At 38.8% G+C, this 21,003-nt stretch carries 17 protein-coding genes, 2 tRNA genes, 2 other RNA genes, 1 pseudogene and 1 riboswitch; of the genes and pseudogenes, 5 read left to right on the top strand and 17 right to left on the bottom strand.

From position 1 onward, the window contains the following. Positions 1–28: 28 nt before the first annotated feature. The 6 genes from ACAN52_RS20600 to ACAN52_RS20575 all read right to left on the bottom strand — a co-directional run bounded on the left by ACAN52_RS20600 (position 29) and on the right by ACAN52_RS20575 (position 2,345). Positions 29–526: an acyl-CoA thioesterase gene (locus ACAN52_RS20600; protein WP_378956970.1), complete on the bottom strand. Its 498-nt coding sequence runs from the start codon at positions 524–526 to the stop codon at positions 29–31. Between the two features lie 53 nt (positions 527–579). Next, positions 580–774 (bottom strand): hypothetical protein, encoded by a 195-nt coding sequence (locus ACAN52_RS20595; protein ID WP_378956969.1) that lies wholly within the window; start codon positions 772–774, stop codon positions 580–582. 827 nt (positions 775–1,601) lie between these two features. Further along, positions 1,602–1,930, bottom strand: an RNA gene (gene rnpB, locus ACAN52_RS20590) — RNase P RNA component class B. 43 nt (positions 1,931–1,973) lie between these two features. Continuing rightward, positions 1,974–2,064: transfer RNA gene (locus tag ACAN52_RS20585), tRNA-Ser, on the bottom strand. Positions 2,065–2,078: 14 nt separating this feature from the next. Further along, positions 2,079–2,253: non-coding RNA, 6S RNA (gene ssrS, locus ACAN52_RS20580), on the bottom strand. 15 nt (positions 2,254–2,268) lie between these two features. After that, positions 2,269–2,345, bottom strand: a tRNA-Arg gene (locus ACAN52_RS20575). Positions 2,346–2,725: 380 nt separating this feature from the next. Between ACAN52_RS20575 and ACAN52_RS20570 the strand changes: the two genes are divergently transcribed. Beyond that, entirely contained in the window at positions 2,726–3,025 is a 300-nt protein-coding gene (locus ACAN52_RS20570; RefSeq protein WP_378956967.1) for an MTH1187 family thiamine-binding protein, read from the top strand. A gap of 303 nt (positions 3,026–3,328) precedes the next feature. On the opposite strand, the gene ACAN52_RS20565 is transcribed toward ACAN52_RS20570, so the two are convergent. Continuing rightward, the gene (locus ACAN52_RS20565; RefSeq protein WP_378956965.1) at positions 3,329–4,114 is read right to left on the bottom strand and encodes an aspartate dehydrogenase domain-containing protein; all 786 of its coding nucleotides are present in this window, start codon (positions 4,112–4,114) and stop codon (positions 3,329–3,331) included. A 465-nt stretch (positions 4,115–4,579) separates the two neighbouring features. On the opposite strand from ACAN52_RS20565, the gene ACAN52_RS20560 reads away from it, so the two are divergent. Beyond that, complete coding sequence (locus ACAN52_RS20560; RefSeq protein ID WP_378956963.1) at positions 4,580–4,756, top strand: small, acid-soluble spore protein, alpha/beta type; 177 nt, start codon at positions 4,580–4,582, stop codon at positions 4,754–4,756. Between the two features lie 223 nt (positions 4,757–4,979). Here the strand turns inward: ACAN52_RS20560 and ACAN52_RS20555 are convergent, their stop codons facing one another. The 7 genes from ACAN52_RS20555 to ACAN52_RS20525 form a co-directional block, all read right to left on the bottom strand. Continuing rightward, the gene (locus ACAN52_RS20555) at positions 4,980–6,821 is read right to left on the bottom strand and encodes a methyl-accepting chemotaxis protein (protein WP_378956988.1); all 1,842 of its coding nucleotides are present in this window, start codon (positions 6,819–6,821) and stop codon (positions 4,980–4,982) included. A gap of 297 nt (positions 6,822–7,118) precedes the next feature. Continuing rightward, positions 7,119–7,206: riboswitch (cyclic di-GMP riboswitch) on the bottom strand. A 139-nt stretch (positions 7,207–7,345) separates the two neighbouring features. Next, positions 7,346–9,679 (bottom strand): ATP-binding protein, encoded by a 2,334-nt coding sequence (locus tag ACAN52_RS20550; protein WP_378956960.1) that lies wholly within the window; start codon positions 9,677–9,679, stop codon positions 7,346–7,348. Positions 9,680–10,688: 1,009 nt separating this feature from the next. Then, positions 10,689–11,414 carry an SAM-dependent methyltransferase gene (locus ACAN52_RS20545; RefSeq protein WP_378956958.1) on the bottom strand — a complete coding sequence of 242 codons (726 nt, stop codon included), beginning with the start codon at positions 11,412–11,414 and terminating at the stop codon, positions 10,689–10,691. A gap of 127 nt (positions 11,415–11,541) precedes the next feature. Next, positions 11,542–11,817, bottom strand: coding sequence for a CD3324 family protein (locus tag ACAN52_RS20540; protein WP_378956957.1), 276 nt, complete (start codon positions 11,815–11,817; stop codon positions 11,542–11,544). 139 nt (positions 11,818–11,956) lie between these two features. Next, on the bottom strand, positions 11,957–12,286 hold the full coding sequence (locus tag ACAN52_RS20535) for a hypothetical protein (protein ID WP_378956956.1): 330 nt from the start codon (positions 12,284–12,286) through the stop codon (positions 11,957–11,959). Between the two features lie 384 nt (positions 12,287–12,670). After that, the gene (locus ACAN52_RS20530) at positions 12,671–13,069 is read right to left on the bottom strand and encodes a DDE-type integrase/transposase/recombinase (protein WP_378956987.1); all 399 of its coding nucleotides are present in this window, start codon (positions 13,067–13,069) and stop codon (positions 12,671–12,673) included. 212 nt (positions 13,070–13,281) lie between these two features. After that, the gene (locus ACAN52_RS20525; RefSeq protein ID WP_378956955.1) at positions 13,282–14,610 is read right to left on the bottom strand and encodes a phenylacetate--CoA ligase family protein; all 1,329 of its coding nucleotides are present in this window, start codon (positions 14,608–14,610) and stop codon (positions 13,282–13,284) included. A 148-nt stretch (positions 14,611–14,758) separates the two neighbouring features. Between ACAN52_RS20525 and ACAN52_RS20520 the strand changes: the two genes are divergently transcribed. Next, entirely contained in the window at positions 14,759–15,373 is a 615-nt protein-coding gene (locus ACAN52_RS20520; protein ID WP_378956954.1) for a LysE family translocator, read from the top strand. Positions 15,374–15,613: 240 nt separating this feature from the next. On the opposite strand, the gene ACAN52_RS20515 is transcribed toward ACAN52_RS20520, so the two are convergent. After that, a complete protein-coding gene (locus ACAN52_RS20515) occupies positions 15,614–15,736 on the bottom strand; it encodes a hypothetical protein (protein ID WP_378956953.1) in 123 nt (40 codons plus the stop codon). A gap of 553 nt (positions 15,737–16,289) precedes the next feature. Between ACAN52_RS20515 and ACAN52_RS20510 the strand changes: the two are divergent. After that, positions 16,290–16,481 (top strand): annotated as a pseudogene (locus ACAN52_RS20510) (MTH1187 family thiamine-binding protein); the annotation flags it as partial. Between the two features lie 323 nt (positions 16,482–16,804). Here ACAN52_RS20510 and ACAN52_RS20505 read toward each other — a convergent pair. Continuing rightward, the gene (locus ACAN52_RS20505) at positions 16,805–18,058 is read right to left on the bottom strand and encodes a glutamate carboxypeptidase (protein WP_378956952.1); all 1,254 of its coding nucleotides are present in this window, start codon (positions 18,056–18,058) and stop codon (positions 16,805–16,807) included. 313 nt (positions 18,059–18,371) lie between these two features. Further along, complete coding sequence (locus tag ACAN52_RS20500; RefSeq protein ID WP_378956950.1) at positions 18,372–19,178, bottom strand: FlxA-like family protein; 807 nt, start codon at positions 19,176–19,178, stop codon at positions 18,372–18,374. Between the two features lie 209 nt (positions 19,179–19,387). On the opposite strand from ACAN52_RS20500, the gene ACAN52_RS20495 reads away from it, so the two are divergent. Next, positions 19,388–20,185 (top strand): hypothetical protein, encoded by a 798-nt coding sequence (locus tag ACAN52_RS20495; RefSeq protein WP_378956949.1) that lies wholly within the window; start codon positions 19,388–19,390, stop codon positions 20,183–20,185. The last annotated feature ends 818 nt before the right edge of the window (positions 20,186–21,003 follow it).

The raw sequence follows: 21,003 nt of genomic DNA, 5'->3' as shown, positions 1-21,003 counted from the left end.
CCTGAATATTATATTCTATATAAATTGTCTAAATTTGGTAGTTGCGTGGCACATGACAGTTCTTGACTTTACCTTTGTGCTCCTCGTATCGTTTTTGCCCTTCATTAAATTGGATTTTCTCTTCTTCTGTGGTTAATTCTAAAGAAGGTACCTTCATTGGATGTCCGCCTGCATTCAACGCTACCATAGTAAAATATGCAGACAGAGCACATTTCTGTGAAGATTCTTTATATAAATCCTCAACTTCAACTACTACAGTCACTTCCATAGAAGATGTCCCGACAAAAGTGAGATGGGCATGGCAAATCACTAAATTTCCCACAAGTATAGGATGATGGAAGGCCAATTCATCAACCCTTGCTGTCACAACATTAGCACGAGCATGTCTATGGGCAACCACATAGGCTGCATTATCCATTAGCTTCATAATTTCTCCACCATGAACGTTTCCTGCCACATTAGCTTGGTGAGGAAGCATAACCATTGACATAACTACAGCAGAATTTTGAATTTTTTTGTTGATCATTATATCATTTCCTTTGTAATGCGTGTACTGCTAAATAAAGTATCGGGGGGGACTCAATCTTTAGATTTTACCGATTCAAAAAATTCTTGTTCTGTATCTTTTATTATTAATTCATCATTTATATATCCAAAAAATTTTCCTTCATGCTGGCCACACTCACCTATGCATTCCACTTCTAGATTACCTGGTATCAATTTCTCTAATTCATTAACATTTACATTTGAACAATTTGGACAAACTCTTACCATAATATTTCCTCCATTTCTTATGCTTATTGAATTTAAATTTAGTATCCTCATATTTTTTATAATGCATACGCATGAGAGTCTTTCGAAATATTTCTTAATTTTCCAATTATTTTCGACGAACAAAAATTGGCTGTTCTGTAACACGCCAGGTGGAGCAACGTCATCTGCTGCCGTGGGCAACAGTGATTCCACTAAATTGTAAGATACAAATAACAAAATCATAATATAAGCATCAAGAAAACCACCTGAAGTATTATTGTACTGAACTGCACTCCCAATGTTAGACAAACAAATCTAACATTGGGAGTGCAGTTCAAAGTAAGGGGCACGTCTGTTCTATAACCACCCTATTATTACATGTTATGTATATTGGTGAAATCAATCCAACCCCTTCTCTTTAAGGAATTTAGAAAGGAGATCTGCGATTTGGACATTGTTTAGATCCGAGAAGGGAAAGTGTATATTGCCAAGAGTGATTATTCGCTGTGAGCCTACGAACATAAAACCTCTGTCAAGTTCTAATAAAAATGTTCTATTTGTATGATGAGCGCTTTTCCTAAATCCTTTTCCAGTACAGGTTTGTCTTCTGGCAATGCCAAGAATTCAAACACATAAGGATCGCGTAAAATATCTTGTGGCTGATGATAGGTAATTCTCTCTTGATGAAAATATATAATACGCAAAAACCCACGGAGATAATTCTCCGTGGGTCAAAAATCCTTGTGGCAGGGGTAGAAAGGCTCGAACCTCCAACCTGCTGATTACAAGTCAGCTGAACTACCAATTAAGTACATCAGCGTAAAATATTCAAAACAGCCTTCTTTAGAAACCGTAAGCCAGTTTTTGTTTTAGGAAATCATTTATCTAACGCAAAACTCACGTTCTTCCTTTTGGTTCATTTCCCTAAAGGAAGCTCCCCTACCTAAATTCGGGTTTCTGCCTCGTGGAGTTTACTACTTTTCACTAGGTTGTCGCCAACCTACTCATTCTCTATGCACTTTATGACTACTCTCGGCTGCATGAGTCGATTTCATCGTCGTCAGAGTTTAACTCTGCCCCATCTTGCGATGGGCACGAACATTACGACCATCACAGGTCGTGGCAGTCTGGACTTTCCTCAATACTACATAAAGCAGTACCGCAATTTCCCGTTTCTAAAGATGCTTAAATTTTTACTGATAACCTTGTAGAGCAAAATATGGCGGAGCGAGTGGGATTTGAACCCACGCAGGCCTTACGACCTCTAACGATTTAGCAAACCGTCCTCTTCAGCCACTTGAGTACCGCTCCATAACATAAGTTTTTAAAGACCCAAAATGCCGTCTCTTAGTATGTCCAAACCTGCACTAAGCAGGTGGGTATTCTTAGATATGTTTTTGCCCTCCACCCTAAAATGGCTCGACAGCTGCATACCATTGAATTCCCAATATATAAAAGTAGGTTGGACATATCTAAAATAACATTTCATTTCAGGCAATTTTTGTAAGAAAATCATGGTGACCCCGGCAGGATTCGAACCTGCGGCCTTTTGATTCGTAGTCAAACGCTCTATCCAGCTGGGCTACGGAGTCAATTACTACATAATTTATTTGACGTCGGATAGATATAATATCATTTATAAAACATTATGTCAACTAGATTCGGAAGATAAGGACTTTAAGTAAAAGAAAATTTGGCTCAAATATCAATAAAATTTTTTCGCCATGAAGATTATTGTTCATCTCTTGTAGAAAAAAACGCTCAAACCGAAGTCTGAGCAATCCTACGATGAATGGTACAATCTATATCTAAAATACCGATGTCACAGGATTAAACGCTATTTAAACTGGAAACGATGCTAATACAATGTTAAAATAGCCTTATACTAGCCAATTGTTTCGTTGAATATAACAATTGACTGCTAAATACTTCTTTGCGCACCGTTGCAACAGAGGAAAGGAGAGTTAATTATATGGCTATTGTAGAAGTAGTAATTGTGCCACTAGGAACAGGATCAGCCAGTGTAAGCAAATATGTGGCAGAATGTCATAAGGTATTGGTACAGGCTCAAGATCTAAAGTACCAGTTGACTCCAATGTCTACCATTATTGAAGGAGAACTTGACCGTATTTTTGAGGTAGTACGTCAGATGCATGAAATTCCTTTCCAATCTGGGGCGCTCCGTGTGGGAACAACGATTAGAATTGATGAACGCCGCGATAAAGAGTTAACTATGGATGGCAAAGTACAGGCAGTTATGGAAAAACTATAATAACGATACTTTAGCGTATTGTTAACCGTGGCATAAAAGATCCTTATTAAAGGGATATTTTATGCCTTTTTAAAAGCCAGCAGTCAATTGCTCTTTTTTTCTTTATCAGCACTAGCTACTGCCCCTTTCCTCACACTACCATACCCTTACACCAATCTCTTCGTATTTCGTGTAAAAGTATAGATTTTCATGTGAAGGTGCGACACCCCTATTTTTTCCCAATTGTGGAGTTTCTGCTAGGCTGATGGAGTTAAGTTCACTGGTTCTATCTCAACTAATTTTTTAAACATTGCATGATACCTCCTAAAATACAATCGACGCTACGGCATTTTGCAAAACTTCTATTATGCTCCAGGCGGCAATTGCGCTAGTACGAGAATAGATATTGAGTTCGATGCGTACTTCTTCACCTTGTATTTTAATCTTGTATTCATCGCCTTTGAAGCCCGGCACGGCTTTGATATTCATGGTTGTATTTTCTGGACCGGCGCTGGCAAGGGCGGTAGCTATTGCCACATTTACCTTGGTTGGCAGAATGGCTATTGCTTCCTTGGTCGTGCCGCAGAATACCTGCTGCGGTGCTGTAATGTCCATTAGTTCATCAGTGAAAAGTGGTGTATTTTTGAGCGAATCCGGCGCTTTCTGTGAGCCGATAAAAGCTGTAATCGAGCTCATCAGCGCGGCTGTACGCAGAACATCAAACCCACCTACGGCACCGCTCGCGATGTATACGCGGCGCTTGTTCTGAGCGGCGGTATTTTTTATTCGTTCATAAAATTCACGGTCGGCAAAGGCGCCAATTGACAGCACAACGAAATTTGAACCGCCTTTCAATATTGTTTCGCTGTAGTCCTGTACGCTTTTTACTGATGCAGCTTCAGCCGTAAAATCCGGCTTCATCGCCATAAGTTCATCAATATCGGCACAGGCCTTGCAGCCGTGGCGTTCAGCGAATGCTTGCGCACGACCATAGTCTCTTCCCAGCACAGCAACGAGTTGATATTCCGGCAGATAGCCGTCCTTCAATGCATTAGCTACGATTTCATTAAGATAACCGCAGCCGATAAGTGCTAGTTTAAAATTCCCCATGGTATACCTCTTTTCAAGTTTATTTTATGCCTTCTTAAAAATACGTTTTAGCTAAATATTCATTGATCATTGCTTGGATTTCCTAGGCATCAATCGGTTTTGTGAGTGTCAAGGGGGGGCTAGTGCAAAAAACAAATCGATTCTATAATCTTACCACAAACTTGAAAATATAGGTAAAAAATTCACAAAATTTATTTAAATGGAAACATTTCGACTTCGAGATTATAATTTTATGTGTTCGCTGCTATCTAAAGTATCCACTCAGTTAGCGAATGCTTATGGATATGATGCAGAAGAAAGGATTGAAACCTTACCTATTGATATAAAGTTTTGCCTGCTATTGACGATATAATATCATATCAGTTTTCCATTCCCCATTCGGCCATTGTGTTGATGAAATATCAACATTTCTATGCATTGTTTAAGCTTTATGGGTTAAAATATTAATAGAGGAGGTGATATTAAATGTCAATGAAAAAGAAAGAAGAAGAGTTTGATGCTTCCACTAATAAATTTGAAGTTGCAAAAGAGCTTGGCATCCCTTTAAAAGGTGAAGGGGAAAATCAAAACCTAACGGCTAGTCAAATGGGTGCTATTGGTGGTCATATGAAGGGTGTCAACGCTAAAAAAGACAAGAAGTAGTAATAACATCTCGCGTAAGTCGCTATTATTTGATTATATATTGTAGTGACTTGCAGAGTTTAAACATAAAGAAAAAGACCGAGGCTTTTAGGAGTTTCGGTCTTTTTCTTTGTTAAAAAATATGAATCTGTTTGATTTTCGCGTATTTGTTCGGTACCTCTATTTCAGGCTTATTTCAAAGGTTTGAGAGCCTTAAAACTGCTGAAAAAACAATTTGCGGAAATTAAATTTTAAATTTACTAACAGCTCTGTTCAGATCCATTGCTAAATGAGCTAGTACTTGGCTGGATGAGGCGATTTCCTCCATTGATGCTGATTGCTCTTCCGTTGCAGCGGATACTGTCTGTGCTTCTCCAGATGCCTTTTTGCTTAGATTATCAATTTGTTTCACTGAATCGACAATCTTCTGACTGCCAATAGCCATCTGCTCTATGGCGACAGATATTTCTTCGGTTTGACCAGATACTTTTGTTACGACATCCGCGATTTCTTGGAATGCTTTTCCGGACGCATTAACGACTTCAGCTCCGAGCTTAACTTCACGAGTACCATCGTTCATGGCTACTACTGCTCTTTCAGTATCACCTTGAATTTCGTTAATTAATGCGGCAATTTGTTTGGCTGCATTTTGGGATTGCTCCGCAAGCTTGCGGACTTCTTCTGCAACTACAGCAAAACCACGCCCTTGCTCACCTGCTCGAGCAGCTTCGATGGCAGCATTTAAGGCCAATAAATTAGTTTGACCAGCAATACCGGAAATAGTATCTACAATTTGACCAATTTCCTTCGATCTTTCCCCTAATCCTGTTACTACCTGTGCCGAAGCAGTAACAGTTTGCTCGATTTGAGACATCTGATTTATCGCTTTATTGATCGAGAGATTACCTATCTTTGCCTTATTAGCGGCCTGAGCTGATTGCTCAGATACTTGATTGGCATTAACAGCAGCTTGCTGAATATTAGTCGCTATTTGCTGCACCACGGAAGATGTGTCTTCAGCGACTCTTAATTGTTCTTCTGCACCATGTGCCACATTGTTAATGGACACGGCAACCTGATTTGCTGCCTGGGCTGATTCTTCCGCACTAGCGGTAAGTTCTTCCGACGACGCAGCGACTTGCGCGCAAGAATCGACTACACTGCGGATTAGTTGTCGCAAATTTTCCAGCATAGTATTAAAACCCGCAGCTAATCTGCCGATCTCGTCGCGTCTCTGGATGTCAAGCGACGATACAGCAAGATTCCCCTCTGCAACTTCTCTTATTTTCCCTAATATCAATTGAAGCGGCTTTAATAGACGCCCTAAAAAGATTGTAGCAATAATAATGACTATAATGAGCACAAAGGTTGAAACCCCGATAATTTGGGCGATGATTGTCTGGGTGACTTTTTCCATAAGAGTCGTGGGGATGCCACTAAAGATCATGCCGATCACTTTGCCATTGGCTCCCACAAGCGGTCCATAGGCAGAAGTGTAGTTTTTTCCTTGGATTTCGTTAGTGCCGACATATACCTTTCCTTCTTTTAATACGGTCTGAATGATAGCCGAATTGTCAAGGGGGGTGCCACTCAACCGATTTCCGTCCGCACCTGTAATCGTCGTTGCCACTCTATCATTCTCTAAAAACAACGTAAATTCAGCCCTAAACATTTTTTTTGCTTGGTCAACAATCTCATTTTGACTGATGACATAGCCGGTGGAAATAACCCCGACTAAAGCCCCTGTTTCATCGTACAACGGTGCCCCTGCTCGCACCGAAAGCTTGACTACTTTCCCTTCCTCAATGCCTACAAAGGATTTTCCGGAGATAGCCTGGGATACATTGACCTGATTGGCGATGTTATCATCGGCCTTGGGGATTTTCCCCGGTTCGTGAGTCCGCATTATGACAAAACCTCTAGGATCGGTGATGAGCATGTAATCTAGTTTGCTTTCCCGCATCAGCGGCGTGGTCATGGCAAACAGCGCCTGAGCATCACGCCGTTTGGCAGCGTCGATGATCTGCTGATTCCTCGAAAGAGCACTAGCATGCCCGAGGGCATTGGCCTTATAAATATCAAACATTTCTATCATACCACGGTAACGCTCATCCACGTTCTCGCAAGCATCTTTCTGTAAATAAGATTGGGTAGTATATACTGCAAATCCAGAAATAAAAAAGGCGCTGACGACCAAACTAACCGCAATCCCAACTACTAGTTGAAACTGAATACTACTCCTATCTATCTTAGTAATTGTCTTTAAGCTAGTAATCCATTTCATATTGTAAAAAATCTCCTTTGTTAAAAACAAATTATACCCTCATTATAAATAAAAAAAAGTAGCATCTCATACCGAAAATGCTACTTGCAATTAAAAATTGGAAGCAACCTGGCAATCATAGATTTTTAAATCCCTTAGACCCATGGCTTTGCGTCCCTGACTTTCGACAGGTTTGCCCAAATATGTTATTTTTTTATTACATTATATTACACCATATTACATATATAGTCAATCAAGAGAAAGACGATACAAATCCACGGATATTGTAAATGTTAAACTACGATATCCTAAATTCATACTATTCTTATCCACAAGTTAAATTTTGTCTACTTCTCGAGCCACTTATCAATTAATTCAATAAACTTATCTAAATCAATCGGTTTGGAAATATAATCATCCATGCCAGCTGCCAGGCATTTTTCCCGATCCCCTTTTAATGCATACGCCGTCATTGCTATAATTGGCGTATGAAAAAGTTTCATCGCGTTCTCCTTTTCTCTAATTATAGCTGTTGCAGAATAACCATCCAAATACGGCATATTGATATCCATTAAAATGATATCAATATCCTCTTTTTCAAATACCTCTATCGCTTCCTTACCATTTTCCACTACAATAACATTAAAATCATTTTTTTCTAATAGTATCGTTACCACATTTCTACTTACTCCATCATCTTCAGCAAGTAATACCATTTTAGGTTTTAAATTTTTAGACTGAATAAGTTCGCGCCGGACAACAGCTTGCTTACCCACTTCAAATTCATCATCCATTCCAAATTCGGCTGTAAAAAAGAAACTACTTCCTACTCCCTCCTTACTTTTTACCCCTATTTCTCCATTCATAAGTTCAATTAGTTTTTGAGAAATCGCAAGTCCAAGTCCCGTTCCACCAAATTGTTTCGTATGAGAATCATCGATTTGACTGAATCTTTTAAATAATTTATTAAGTTTTTCATCAGCAATTCCAATTCCAGTATCAGTGACCACAAACTTTAAATTCACTTTATTATTATATTTTTTCTCAATATCAACATCGATTACGATTTGACCATGTGATGTAAATTTAACGCCATTACCGACTAAGTTGGAAAGTACTTGTCGTAAACGAACACAATCACCGATAAGCCTATGGGGTATTCCCTTGCCCATATTTAACTTAATACATAACCCCTTTTGCTCAGCTGCAATATTAAATAACTCTACAACTTCATGCGTTGTTTCCCAAATGTCAAATATCACCTCTTCCAATTCAATTTTACCTGCTTCAATTTTCGAATAGTCCAGAATATCATTTAGTACGCGGAGTAGCGCCATAGTTGATGTTTTTACAATAGTTAGATATTGCCGTTGTTTTTCTTGTAAATCCGTCATTAATGTGATATCAGTCATCCCAATAATTCCATTCATTGGTGTTCTGATCTCATGCGACATATTCGCAAGGAAATTGCTTTTTGCAACGGTAGCACGTTCAGCTTCTTCTTTCGCTTTTAAAAGTGATTTCTCGGCTGATTGCCTTTCCATAATTTCTTCTTCTAACGCCGCATTTATATCCGTCAGTTCGTAATTTAGTTTGCTAAGTTCCTCCTGTATATCCTGCCGTTCTATGATCTCCTCTTCCAATGTCTTATTGAGAGCCTGTAACTCTTGTGTTCTCTCCCCGACAAGTATTTCTAGTTTTGTATTGAGCAATCGTTGCTTTGCTGCCCGATTAACCAGCAAACCACAAATGACCACAATGAGAAAGTTAAATAGTGAAGCACCAAGAATATAGGAATGCTTACGTTTTTCAAATAAGGCCAGAGCCACATTTGTCGTCTTTCCAATCGCAAATAGCAGGGGATAATCCGGCATTATGCGATAGCTGACTATACGGTGGATTCCGTCGAGGACATCATTTGTTATGTATGTGCCATAAGGGCGGCCGGTTTGAACGTTTTTCCAAAGTGGACTACCATAGACGTTTTGACCAATCTCCAAATTATCGCCAGATTGACGTGCTCGAACGATCCAGTCCGTGCCAACCAAAGCAATTAATTGATCTTCACCAAGATCCATCTTCTTGTAAAATGAACGCAAATAATCCACTTTCAAACCGACATAGACTATCCCGCCAAATGATCCATCCGGTTTGTTGATTCTCCGACTCAGTGGAATGGTAGGCTGTCCTGACGCCTCGAGTTTGATTGGCGGGGCGATGTACAATGTATCAACAGCGGAGTCGCAATGGACTTGAAAGTATGACCGGTCAGAGTAGTTCAGTATAGAGAGCCCCTTAACGAAACTTCCAACTAGGAAACCCTGTTCGTTGTAGATGGCCACTTGATTACGGGTCGAATCATTTCCTCCATTCTCCAAGTAGTCGACAACGACCGGGCTGGTAAGGCCATCTTCTTCATAAGCTTTTCTAAGGTTGATCAAATCTTTATCCGCATCAGCAACGATTCTTCGTACATGCTCTTCAAAAGCTATGCCTAGATTCATTGTTTCCCGAGAAATTTCTTCAATCGTCCTGTCGTATTCATAGCTAATTTGGTAGCAAACAAATATCCACAGACTGCTGGTCAAAAAAACTCCTGTTAGGATAATTATCCCTGTATATCTAGACAATCGTCGTTCTTTGATATTCTTAACCAAATCCCAAAAATTGGATGATTTCAAAACATCCCCTTCTTTCGTTAAACAATTTTACGAAATCTTTATTTGGGTACTAAATAACTTGCGAAGACGATTTTTTAACCAGAATGAATTACAATCTTTTATTACATAAAATGTAATAATCCTCTTTAACAACGTAGAACTCGGACTGACCTCAAAGTAAATTATCACATCAATATATTCTAAGATATTTGATGCAGCAAAAAATAGAGCGTTATGTTATAGAATAATAAATCTACTTGATTTATCATATTTCCTAAACAATTCTGTCAAAAGAAAAATAATACCTTCTTTTTTTGCTTAATTTGTCAGACTTTCTTTATTTATGAAAAAATCTGAGCAAAATGGTTACAAGCCACCCTAATCGGCATTCTGCTTTACCTATTCGTCTACTCTAGAAAACTTAGGAACTAATCTTCTGCCCCAAAAAGCTGTTATCTGCTCCGCCAGAGAGAAATATAATTGTATGTCCAGTCAAATAACTTCCATATTTTAATGGGTGCCATTTTACAAATCCCACTGCACCTTTTCGCAAAATACCTCTCTATTTCGGTGTAAAAGTATGAGTTTCACGTAATTGTTCACGACACCCCTAACGTAAAAAATCGCCCAAACCTAAGGGGCTGTTGGCAAAAGGGTAGTCGAGAAAGATCTCGGCTACCCTTTTGTCAACAGCCCCCTAAGTTTGAGCGAATATAAATATACACTTGTAAAATTAACTAAAACCTCCGAGAGTTCGCCAATACTGGTTATCAACGTTCTATCAACGCGACCAGCTCCACATGTGTTGTGATACCAACACATTCGACACCCCTCTTCTTATGGCATTTAAAGGGCTTGGGTGTCTACGAAAAAAATATAGATTGATTTACAAATATACCGTTCCTTATTGAAAACCAAAGAACCAAATAAACCGTCCAGAGGTCAGTCAGTTAGGCATGGAGAATGATCCGCCGCCGCACGTTTTTTTGTTGACCGTCAAGCGGCAGGATTCCTATTATGTGGTCGCCATTCAAATGACTTTAGCAATCAACTGAACAAGATTAAAATACTTTCCGCCCTCAGCCTCCATCATTTTGATGTCCTCAGCGACAATGGAATGATAACCGGTTTGCCATTCTTTCCACGCCTGTCTGCAACAGACCATTTCGCGGCTGTCCACCATTTCAATACCCTCGGCCCTCTTCCACAAATCTTTCCACCAATCAAGAGAGTGGAGTGTTCTTTCCATCTCGCTATTCCAAAACGGTTTCATATCATCGGGAACATTTTTCCCAAATTCGTATTTTAAGCCGGGAATAGCCACGGCGATATAGCCGCCCTTTTTCACAAAAGGAATGAGCGATGGGAGCATTTCCGCCGTATCACCGAAATAATGGTAAGCGTCCACAGTAAACAACAGGTCAAAATATTCGTTTGCGAAAGGCAATCCTTTGGTCGCGTCTACTGAAATCGGAACGGCTTTATCGTCAATCCCGATAGATTTGAAACGCTCATAGTTTTCAGTCGGTGAAATCCACAAGTCGGCGGCGAAAACTTTTGCGCCATATTTTTGTGTCAGCAAGAGCGTGGAAAGACCGCACCCACAACCGAGGTCAAGTATACCCATATTCTCATTGACTTTTAGACATGACGCTAATTCCTCTGCTACTCGCATGGCATTAGGCCCCATCATGGTAGCTTTCAAAAATTCCATGTTATTTCGACTGGAAATAAATTGATTTGTAAATGTGTACATAATATTCTTCCTCCGTTCTATCTTGCTACTATATATTAATTATAGTAGCTATATTATTACAATGCACCCTACAAGATAATTCAGAAACAAAAAAGCGACACGGAAAAATTGCCATGTCGCTCTCACTTTAGCATTGACTTTTCATATCAGCCAATATTTTGTAGATTGTTTTGGGTGATAAGTAATTACAGCTTGCAATATCCTCAACCGAAATACCGTCTTGATACTGGGAAAAAATTTTCTTGTTGCGTTCCTGAATATCTTGCCTGCTGTTTTTTACTTCCCCCCACCGTTTTTTATTCTCTGCCTTTCGTGGGATATAAATATATTCACCATCGATATACTGTTGTATTGCTTCTAACAAATCAGCGGGAAATACACTAACTGCGTTCTTGTAGCCCATTATGCTCCTCCTAAAATTGTAGTTTTAGGATTGAGCAAAGGCTATCTCACAGCATATTTATTATGCGATAGCCTTTGCTCCGCATAATACCGACTCCAAATAATATAGGATCATAAGCCAATTTCCTTTCTTAAAGATTTTACCTTTCCCGATTTTTACCTTTTGCAAACCTTCGGGCGTTCTTCATACCACCTACACCGCTAAACATTTCATTCAGCTTCGTAGTTTCAATTTGCTTGAAATTAAGACCCTCGTATTTTGCCTCTTTCTTTAGTTTTTGATAGCTTAAAAGCCTTTCGACGGAAAGAGTACCGTCGCAAATCGCTTTTTGCACCACACAACCCAGTTCGCTAACGTGCGTACAATCCTGGAATTTACACATAAACGCAAGTTCGTCAATATCTGCAAAGGTTTTAGACAGATTAGCACTTTCCAGGCCAAGCTCTCTCATTCCCGGCGTGTGATTCACCGTTTTCCCACATTACCTTATATAAATCTTTCGATTGAAAAAAAACACGCCCAACATAAAGACCATTACATAAAGTAGATTCAGCCGCAAACCTATCGGTAAACCCTAATTTTTTCATATCTATCTATTCAATTTTTTATCCCCCTGAAAGTTATAGTTATAACTTATGGAGGTTTTTGTATCGTCTAATTTACACAAATCTCCCAGCTTGCTACAATCTCCGATATACCATATTTGAACATAAACCTGTATCTCCTTTAACATAAATTTTATGTTTCATCAGCATTTTACCACAAGAACACTGAGGAGAAAAGCGTTTGCGACTATTGGGTTCTGGTGCAAAAATATCACAAAGCCAAAATCCCCCTACAATAAAAATAAATATCAAGCAACTACACCCATAATTCTATTGAAAAACTCAACCTCAGAGCGGACACATTGAATTTCTTCAACCTGCTCCTTTCTAATCATGTGCATTATTTCAATTCCGCAAATTGTTTTCTCAACAGTTTCAAAACTATCAAATCCAAGCATTGATCTGATCTTTCGTTTAATAAATCGATGGTCTTGCTCAATAATATTGTTCAAGTACTTTATCTTTTGAAGCGTGGTTTTGACTGAAAGGGTTCCACTATAAATCATTTCATAGATAGCAACTTTCGTTGCAGCATACTTGTCAGTTGTTATTACTCTCGGTTGATTATTATGTATGGATTTTAGAGCCTTTTTGAAGAATTTCTTCGTTGCATCTTTATCACGATATTCAGATACAAAAAAGTCGATGGTATTTCCTTGAAACCTTTTCGGCGCCGGCGAAAGTTTTGCGATGATACATTCTCGTAAGGATTGCTCTATTTCTATTTTATTACTTATCGTTCCGTTTCAAATATCATTGACCAACTCAGGCCAATCTTGTTGGAGTTGCCGGAATAATTGATATTAAACCCTCTTTTTGTTTAAATTACAAGCTGTCTCTCTAAAAAAGAATGATCTAATCAACGTAAATCGACAACTTTTACATCCTTTATCTGTGAACCAAGATCATTCACCGCTTCAACAAGAAAGTGCAAATTGCCATTTTTCGTGTTCACCACCAATTCCGGGTATACCTTCAGTATAGCCATTTCCACTAATTCCTTGTCCGGTCCTCCTTCCACCTTCACCATTAATTTATCAGTAAGACCTTCTTTTGTTACTGTTAACATTATCCTGCCAGTAGTGCCGGAAACTTTTCCTACTGCATCTGCTATTACCCGTCCGTAGAGATTCATATCGCCCGCAACAATCATATCATCGGTGCGTCCTTTGATGCTGATAGCTCGCAGAGGTAACCAGCATGAGCATTGAGCCCAGCGCGCTTTATCTCCCGAACGATAGCGTACTAAAGGCATCCCTTCTCTGCGAATGGTGGTGAAGACCAATTCACCTTCATCGGCTGGATTGCCAGTATCAGGATCAATAATCTCCGTGATAAGATGCAAATCATTAATATGAAAAGCACTACATTCCGGCAGAGCAATGGTTTGAGCACTGCCAATTTCCGTTGAACCGTAACTATCAAAGACATCTGCATCCCAATAGCGCGAAAATAATTCTTTATGTGCTGAGGTCAATAGTTCACCTGCGAGTATAATTTTGTCGAGCGTGCAGCGATAGCCGACCTGTTCCGCTTCACGGGTCACGGCTGTCATATATGACGGGGATGAAAAAATGACGTTGGGTGAAAAGCGTTTCATCCATTTGATAGTTTCCTTTGGATTGTCGGCGCCAACGTTCAGTGGTAACCCACCCGCACGTTCCACCGCGCGCTGTACACTGGCGCCGCCGATCCACAGTCCATGGCCAACTGGCAAAGTAACTAGAGCAACAAGTCTTCCTGCATGAGCAACTCGAATAGCCATACCATAAAGATTGGACAAAGTCTGCATTTCCCGGAAGGTGTAATATATCCTTTTGGGTTCACCTGTTGTGCCTGAGGTAGTAAATACAGCAGATAATTTATCTTCCGGCACACAGAGAAAATCCTGCCATTGCCGTATATCACTCGAAGTCGTGAACGTTAGTTTGCGCAAATCAGCGGCCTTCTTTATATTTTCTGGGCGCACTCCGCATTCCTCAAATACGCGTCGGTAAAAAGGTGAACGCGCATACACATACTCTATCGTATCATGTAGTCGTCGCTCTTGAATGGCGACAATTAGCTCTGGTTTCAGTCCATTTTCCATCATACCACGCAAATAATTGCCGGCCCTTTTGACCACCGCCGGTTGGCAGTTACGTTCTTCAAAGCGCCGCAACATTTTGTCAATAACTTTTGCAATCATAAACATTCTCCTATAATCTTGATAGAATCTCATTTTTATAATCTCTTTCTAATTATGTCCGAACTGATAGCCCCTATACATACTGACAGTATATCTGCAAGGCCTTTTGTCAACACTGATATTAGATTAATTTACAGGAGACAGATCTATGAATTATATTCTTCTTATTAAATGTATTATTAGTGGTTTTCTCCTCGCCGCTCCTATCGGGCCGGTTAATCTAATTTGCATCCGCTACACCTTGAGTGGAGGGCGTGTACCAGGACTTATTGTAGGAATGGGAGCAGCATTGGCGGATGCTTTATATGGTTCTGCAGCAGCGGCAGGGTTGAGCGTTCTGACTGCCTTTATTCGCCACTATAACGTTGCCTTTCGCTGGGGAGGCGGTCTATTTATCATCTATCTTGGCTTTGCAACATTTTGCGCAACCCTTCAAAACACATCCGACGACAAAAATACGGGGCGCAACCTTTACAACCTTTTCGCAGGAGTATTTCTCCTTACACTGACCAATCCCGTCACCATTTTTACGTTTATCGCCATTTTTTCATCCTTTGGTATCGCCATGCTTGTGACAGATCTGTTTACGACAGTATTAGCCACTTTAGGGGTCTTTATTGGCTCAGCGCTTTGGTGGATTACCCTCACCAGTATTGTATGTCTTTTCCGCAACAGAGTGACACCACGCGTCATAGTCCGCATCAACAAGATCGCTGGCATTATTATAATCCTACTCGGCGTTGCTTCAATTGTAGGATTATAATTCTATAATCTGATATTTATATACCGATAACTTAAACAAAAGCATTCTACGAATTTATTTACACACTTCTGCATTAAATCAAAAGCCTGCTAGCCTGAATCTGAAATGCCCCCTGTCAAGTCAATGTCATTAAGTTAAGTAGCTAAGAGCAGGTTAATGTATCAAAAAATGTTGAACCAATCATATATTTTTTTACCTAAGCTATTTCCACCCATGCCAATCATCATTTTAATGATTGTTTCAAATGATAGTTTTCGATTCCTTATAAAGTCCTTTGATGGATTTTGCAAAAAAATCAGATGGATCATTTGATATAGTACTTATTATGTGTGAAAGTATTTCTTTTACTTCCGTTGTTTTCATATGCGTTCCTCCCTCGAATCTTTATATTTCAAAAGCATGGCAGCAAGTTTTCGGTTATTTGTCAAGTATTTTTTTATGAGTAGCAAATATAAAAATAGAACGTTTACATCTACTTTTATCGATGTAAGCATTCTATTTTGCTTAACTTAATGACATTGACCACAAGGGGAGCATATCAATACTAAACTAGCAGGCTTTTACACCATTTTCCTCAGATTACTATAGACAAAAATGTTACTTCTATTACATGGCACCAGTGACATGTAATGAACTGCCTTAAAACCAACCATCAATCAACCAGTTTCTTATCATGCACTAACTACTGCCCATTTTTATCAACACCATACAAGTCCTTGCTGTACCTGCTAGCCTCATCAACTTCATCCCTCATCTCGCCTATACTTTTATACAAAGCTCTCCCCAATTCCGTGTATTTGTTAATTATATGGCTATTGTAGAGGTAGTAATTGTGCCACTAGGAACAGGATCAGCCAGTGTAAGTAAATACGTGGCAGAATATCATAAGGTATTGATATAGGCTAAGGCTCTAAAGTACCAGTTAACTCCTATGTCTACTATTATCGAAGGAGAACTTGATCGTATTTTTGAGGTAGTACGTCAAATACATGAAGTTCCTTTCCAATCTGGGGCGCTCCGCGTGGGAACAACTATTAGAATTGATGAACGCCGCGATAAAGAGTTAACTATGGATGGCAAAATACAGGCAGTTATAGAAAAGCTATAATAACGATACTTTAGCGTATTACTAACCGTGGCATAAAAGATCCTTATTAAAACAGCGGGGCAGGTGTGATGTTTTGAAATGTCACACTTGTCCCGCTGTTTCCATAACTAGTATCTAAGATAAAACCATAAAATATGGATCCATCATCATGTAACAGTACCTGCTTTCCTGGTTATTATTAACACAAAGGCAGATTTCCAAGTGTTGTTATCTTAATTGTAAATTCCAGTGCTAAAGTTATATTTCTTACACGCTTAGCCCTCTTTGAGGTAATTACCCTTGATATAGGTATTAGATTAATGTAATGTAGATTTTTTTCAAGATTATTTTTGGACACCTAGATCCATGAGCATTTTTGTAAGCATATAAAGGCGAGAAGGGATGCTTTCAATATCTATATATTCTTGAGGCGTATGATCACCACCGCCAACAATTCCTAGACCATCTACAGCTGTGGTGCCAACAGAGGCTGCGTAGTTGGCATCAGAACCACCACCACTGCCTACAATGTTCAATTTAAGACCGAGTTCATTATAAATATCAGCGAATTTAGCAGCAAAGGCTTCTGATTGAGGACTTTTCGGGAATGGTGGGCGGCCTTTTGTAGCTATTATTTTAACCTCAGTGCCAGGGATTAGCTTGTTTTTAGCCACTTCGTTCATTTCTTTTTCTAGACGGCTATATTCTTCAGGATATAAAACACGTACATCAGCTTGTGCTTTAGCATAATCAGGGATTATGTTGCTAACACCACCAGCTTGGAAAATAGTAAAGTTAATTGATGTCATTTTTTTCTCATCGCCTAGTTTGCTAAGTTGTAGAACTTGATGTGCTAGCTCCATAACCGCATTACGGCCTTTTTCTGGTTCAATACCAGCATGAGCAGATTGGCCTTTAACTTCAACAAAGTAATACCCGATACCTTTACGCCAGGACATAATTTCATCCCCAGGGATACCAGGTTCTAAGCCAATTGCATAATTACTATCTTTGGCTTTTTCCATGATTAAATCTCTAGAACCAAAAGAACCTTTCTCTTCATCGCAGTTTATTAAGTAAACTATTTTTCCGAAGTTTGTATAATTCATTTCCTTTATCAGTTTAAGGGCTTGGAGACCAAGAATGAGACCACCTTTATCATCAGAAACACCAGGGCCATAGGCTTTACCATTTTCTATACGGAAAGGGCGTTCCGCAACCGAACCTACTTTGTGAACTGTATCTATGTGTGCTAGCATTAAAGTATTACCAGTACCTGTACCTTCTAGTGTAGCCACAATATTAAAGCCGACAGCAGATCCTGTAGCTGGAATAGTCTCTACTTTTGCACCTAGTTCTTGTAATTGCTGGACCATAAAATTACCCATTTCAGTCAAACCTTTTTCATAACCTGTGGGAGATTCAATATTCACTACTATTTCAAGATTTTTTAATACTTCAGTTTGAGCTGATTTTGTTTTGTCATAAAGTTCTAGATTTGGCGCGGCGCAAACAGCTAGTATGTTTGCCATGAGCAGCATTACCGAGAGCATAAAAATAAATACGATGTGCTTGTTGCCGATGATTTTATTTAACATTTTACCCTCCTATTAGTATTATTTACCAATATTATTATTCAATCAACTTATCTAAAAACCTTTATTATTACGATAAATAAATTCATTTATCGTACCCGTTTAGTTCCGACGCTAATATCTCAATAAAATTCCCGGTTTTGGTGCGAAAAAATCAAAAAGTAAAAACCAGCCCTACCTTCTAACCGCTGATCAAGCCACTATGCCCATAACCTTGTTTAAGAACTTAACTTCAGAACGGACACATTGAATTTCTTCAACCTGTCCCTTTCGGATCATATTCATAATTTCTATCCCGCTGTTTTTCTCTTCTCACTTATACTAATACATCTACCGTTTTAGCATTCTTTTTACTATTTTCACTAGTTACTTCTTTGCTATTTTCTTGTTTTATTTCCTTAGTAATAGCATCCACAGCAGGTACATCCAACGATTCTACTTGTACTGCATTATTATTATCAACTTCCCCAGTGGCTGTCTTTTGTTTTTCTTCCTGTCCTTCTACTTGCTTTTTCTTCTTGGTCCGTTCCCTTTCGGCTTCACTAATTCCTTGTTTTACAGATCTAACGAGCTTTTTATCTATTTCACCTATTTTTTTAGCCATATTTGCTTCAGTTTGTGCAATGTTACCTTCACTTTTTGCAATGACGCCCATTTGATATGTTACACTACCTTTACCATATTTAATCTGCCCATTTGCAACACCAACTTCCCCAATTAGCTTTGTCCGCACTTTGCTCAGATCTTTTAGATCAGCATAACCATTTTTTGCTGCTAATATATTATTTAAACTTGCCGATAAGACAACGGTTTCTTTCTGATTATCTGGTGTGTTTTTATATTTTTGTTCTTCTGATTTTTCAGCCCTCTTTTGCTGTGCTTCTGTTACTTCTTTTTGCTTTTCCTCAACTTGGGCCTTTTGTATTTCCTTATTTAGTTCTTCAATTTGCTGATTAATATTTTTCACTTTTTCCGCTTTTGTCTTACTATCCGCAGTACTCTCATTGACTTTTTGAATTTGCTGGGTTAACTCATTTTTTTGTTTTTGCAAGTCATTTACTATACTATGAGGCTTGCTACTTACGCTCATGGTGTTATTCAATGATGTGTTTGCAATATTCATTATTTCGCTCTCCTAATATAATTATCATTCTATAAGTTATATCGTATATTTTTTTCAATTCCTTTAGCATAATTTGGATTTTTCAGAATCTTTTAAGAGAAAAAATAAAAAAGCTAACGGATAAAAGAACCAATCCTAAGATACCGACAAGTTCAATTGCCTTTACATTACTCATTGGTTTTATGTTGAATATTAGAAGTTTTAACCAATTGGACGATTGGCTTGAACATAATGATTTCAGAAGAATAATACCAAGAAAAATGAGATTGCCTAGAATTGATGCGATTCGAGATAGCCTAAAGCTTGTTGAAATAGCCGATATCGAACCCCTTCATCATAGCATTATAAGAACATCTACCAAAAATAAACTTGTGCGTAATGGTACAATTGATGGCTCTAAAGTTGTGGCTTTCGATGGTGTAGAATTGTTTGAAAGCACAAAGAAAAGCTGTGATAACTGCCTTACAAGAATCATCAAGAATGTACCTCATTACTTTCACCGATCCATTGTCGGCGCCTATGTTGGCCAAGATCCGCACATCATTATCGGACAAGAGATGTTAAAACCAAAAATTGATAGCACCAGTAAAGATGAAGGTGAATTGTCTGCTGCTAAAAGGTTGTTGCATCAACTACATAAACAGCACCGTCATTTTGCAGATGTTATTGTTTATGATGCCCTTGCCTGCAACGCTCCTTGGATTAATGCTGTAAAATCGTATAATATCGATACCGTTGTCAGGGTTAAAGATATGAGATTAAACATCGTCAAAGATGCTAAATTAGTATTTAAAAACAGGACCTCGAATACAACTTGGGTTTTCTATAAAACCTCTACAAAAAGAGTAACAGTCTCTGTCTGGGAAACTGCTATTAAAATAAATGGTGTGACTGATCCATTACGTTTTATAAAATTTGTAGAAAAAACAACTGACTGTAATACTAATAGAAGCAAATGTTCATTATTACTACTGCACAGGATAACGTCATTAGCAACTGGAAGTTAATTATGGTTATTCTAGGGGTAGGGGTATTTATAATCATTTTTGGATAAAATCAATGGCTTAATTTATATTATCTCTAAATATTGTAAATTAAGTTGTGAATGTCAATGAATTTCTGGTTCTCCCGCACTTTTATAATATCATTGGCAATTAAGCCATTGATTTTAATGTTGTTGCCTTAAATGGAAATTATAAGCTAAACTTCTGCCAATGACATGTGATAGACTCCCTTAAAACCGATCGTCGATCACCGATTTTTTATCAGGTACTATCTACTGCCAGCACCACACAAGTCCTTGTTGTACCTGCCTTCATCAACTTCATCCCCACCCGCCCATACTATTACACGACTCTATCTGACTTTCGTGTAATAGTATCCAGTCTCGTGTAACTGTGCGATACCCTACAGCAGAAAAAACGCTCAAACCGAAGTATGAGCGACCATATAACACACTTATAAAATTACCATTAATGCCACGAACCATTTAAAATCAGGCTATTTCCTTGCTATCAACGCGACCGACTCCACATGTGTTATGATAGCAAGGTGATACCATTACACGAATAATTTGAAAGTTAGACACCCCTAAAAGAGCCACGGCACCTCCATGATACCACCCTGCACCCCCTATTTTAAGACTCATTTCAAATATCTGAGTTACTTATAAACAGGTGCATTGTTTCCAAAACAGCACACCTGTCCCAGGGAAGATTTTTTCTATACCCATAACGCAGACAATTCATCCATTTCCAAAGCATTTACGTTTTAGCTGGTTGGGACTAGTATTCCCGCTTCACGTGCAAGGCTGTGATCTTTGACG

It is taken from the genome of Pelosinus sp. sgz500959 (genome assembly GCF_042610375.1).
In the GTDB taxonomy this organism is placed as follows: domain Bacteria; phylum Bacillota; class Negativicutes; order DSM-13327; family DSM-13327; genus CTSoil-075.
Note: the sequence above shows the minus strand (reverse complement) of the source record. Positions and strands in the feature narration are given on the sequence as shown.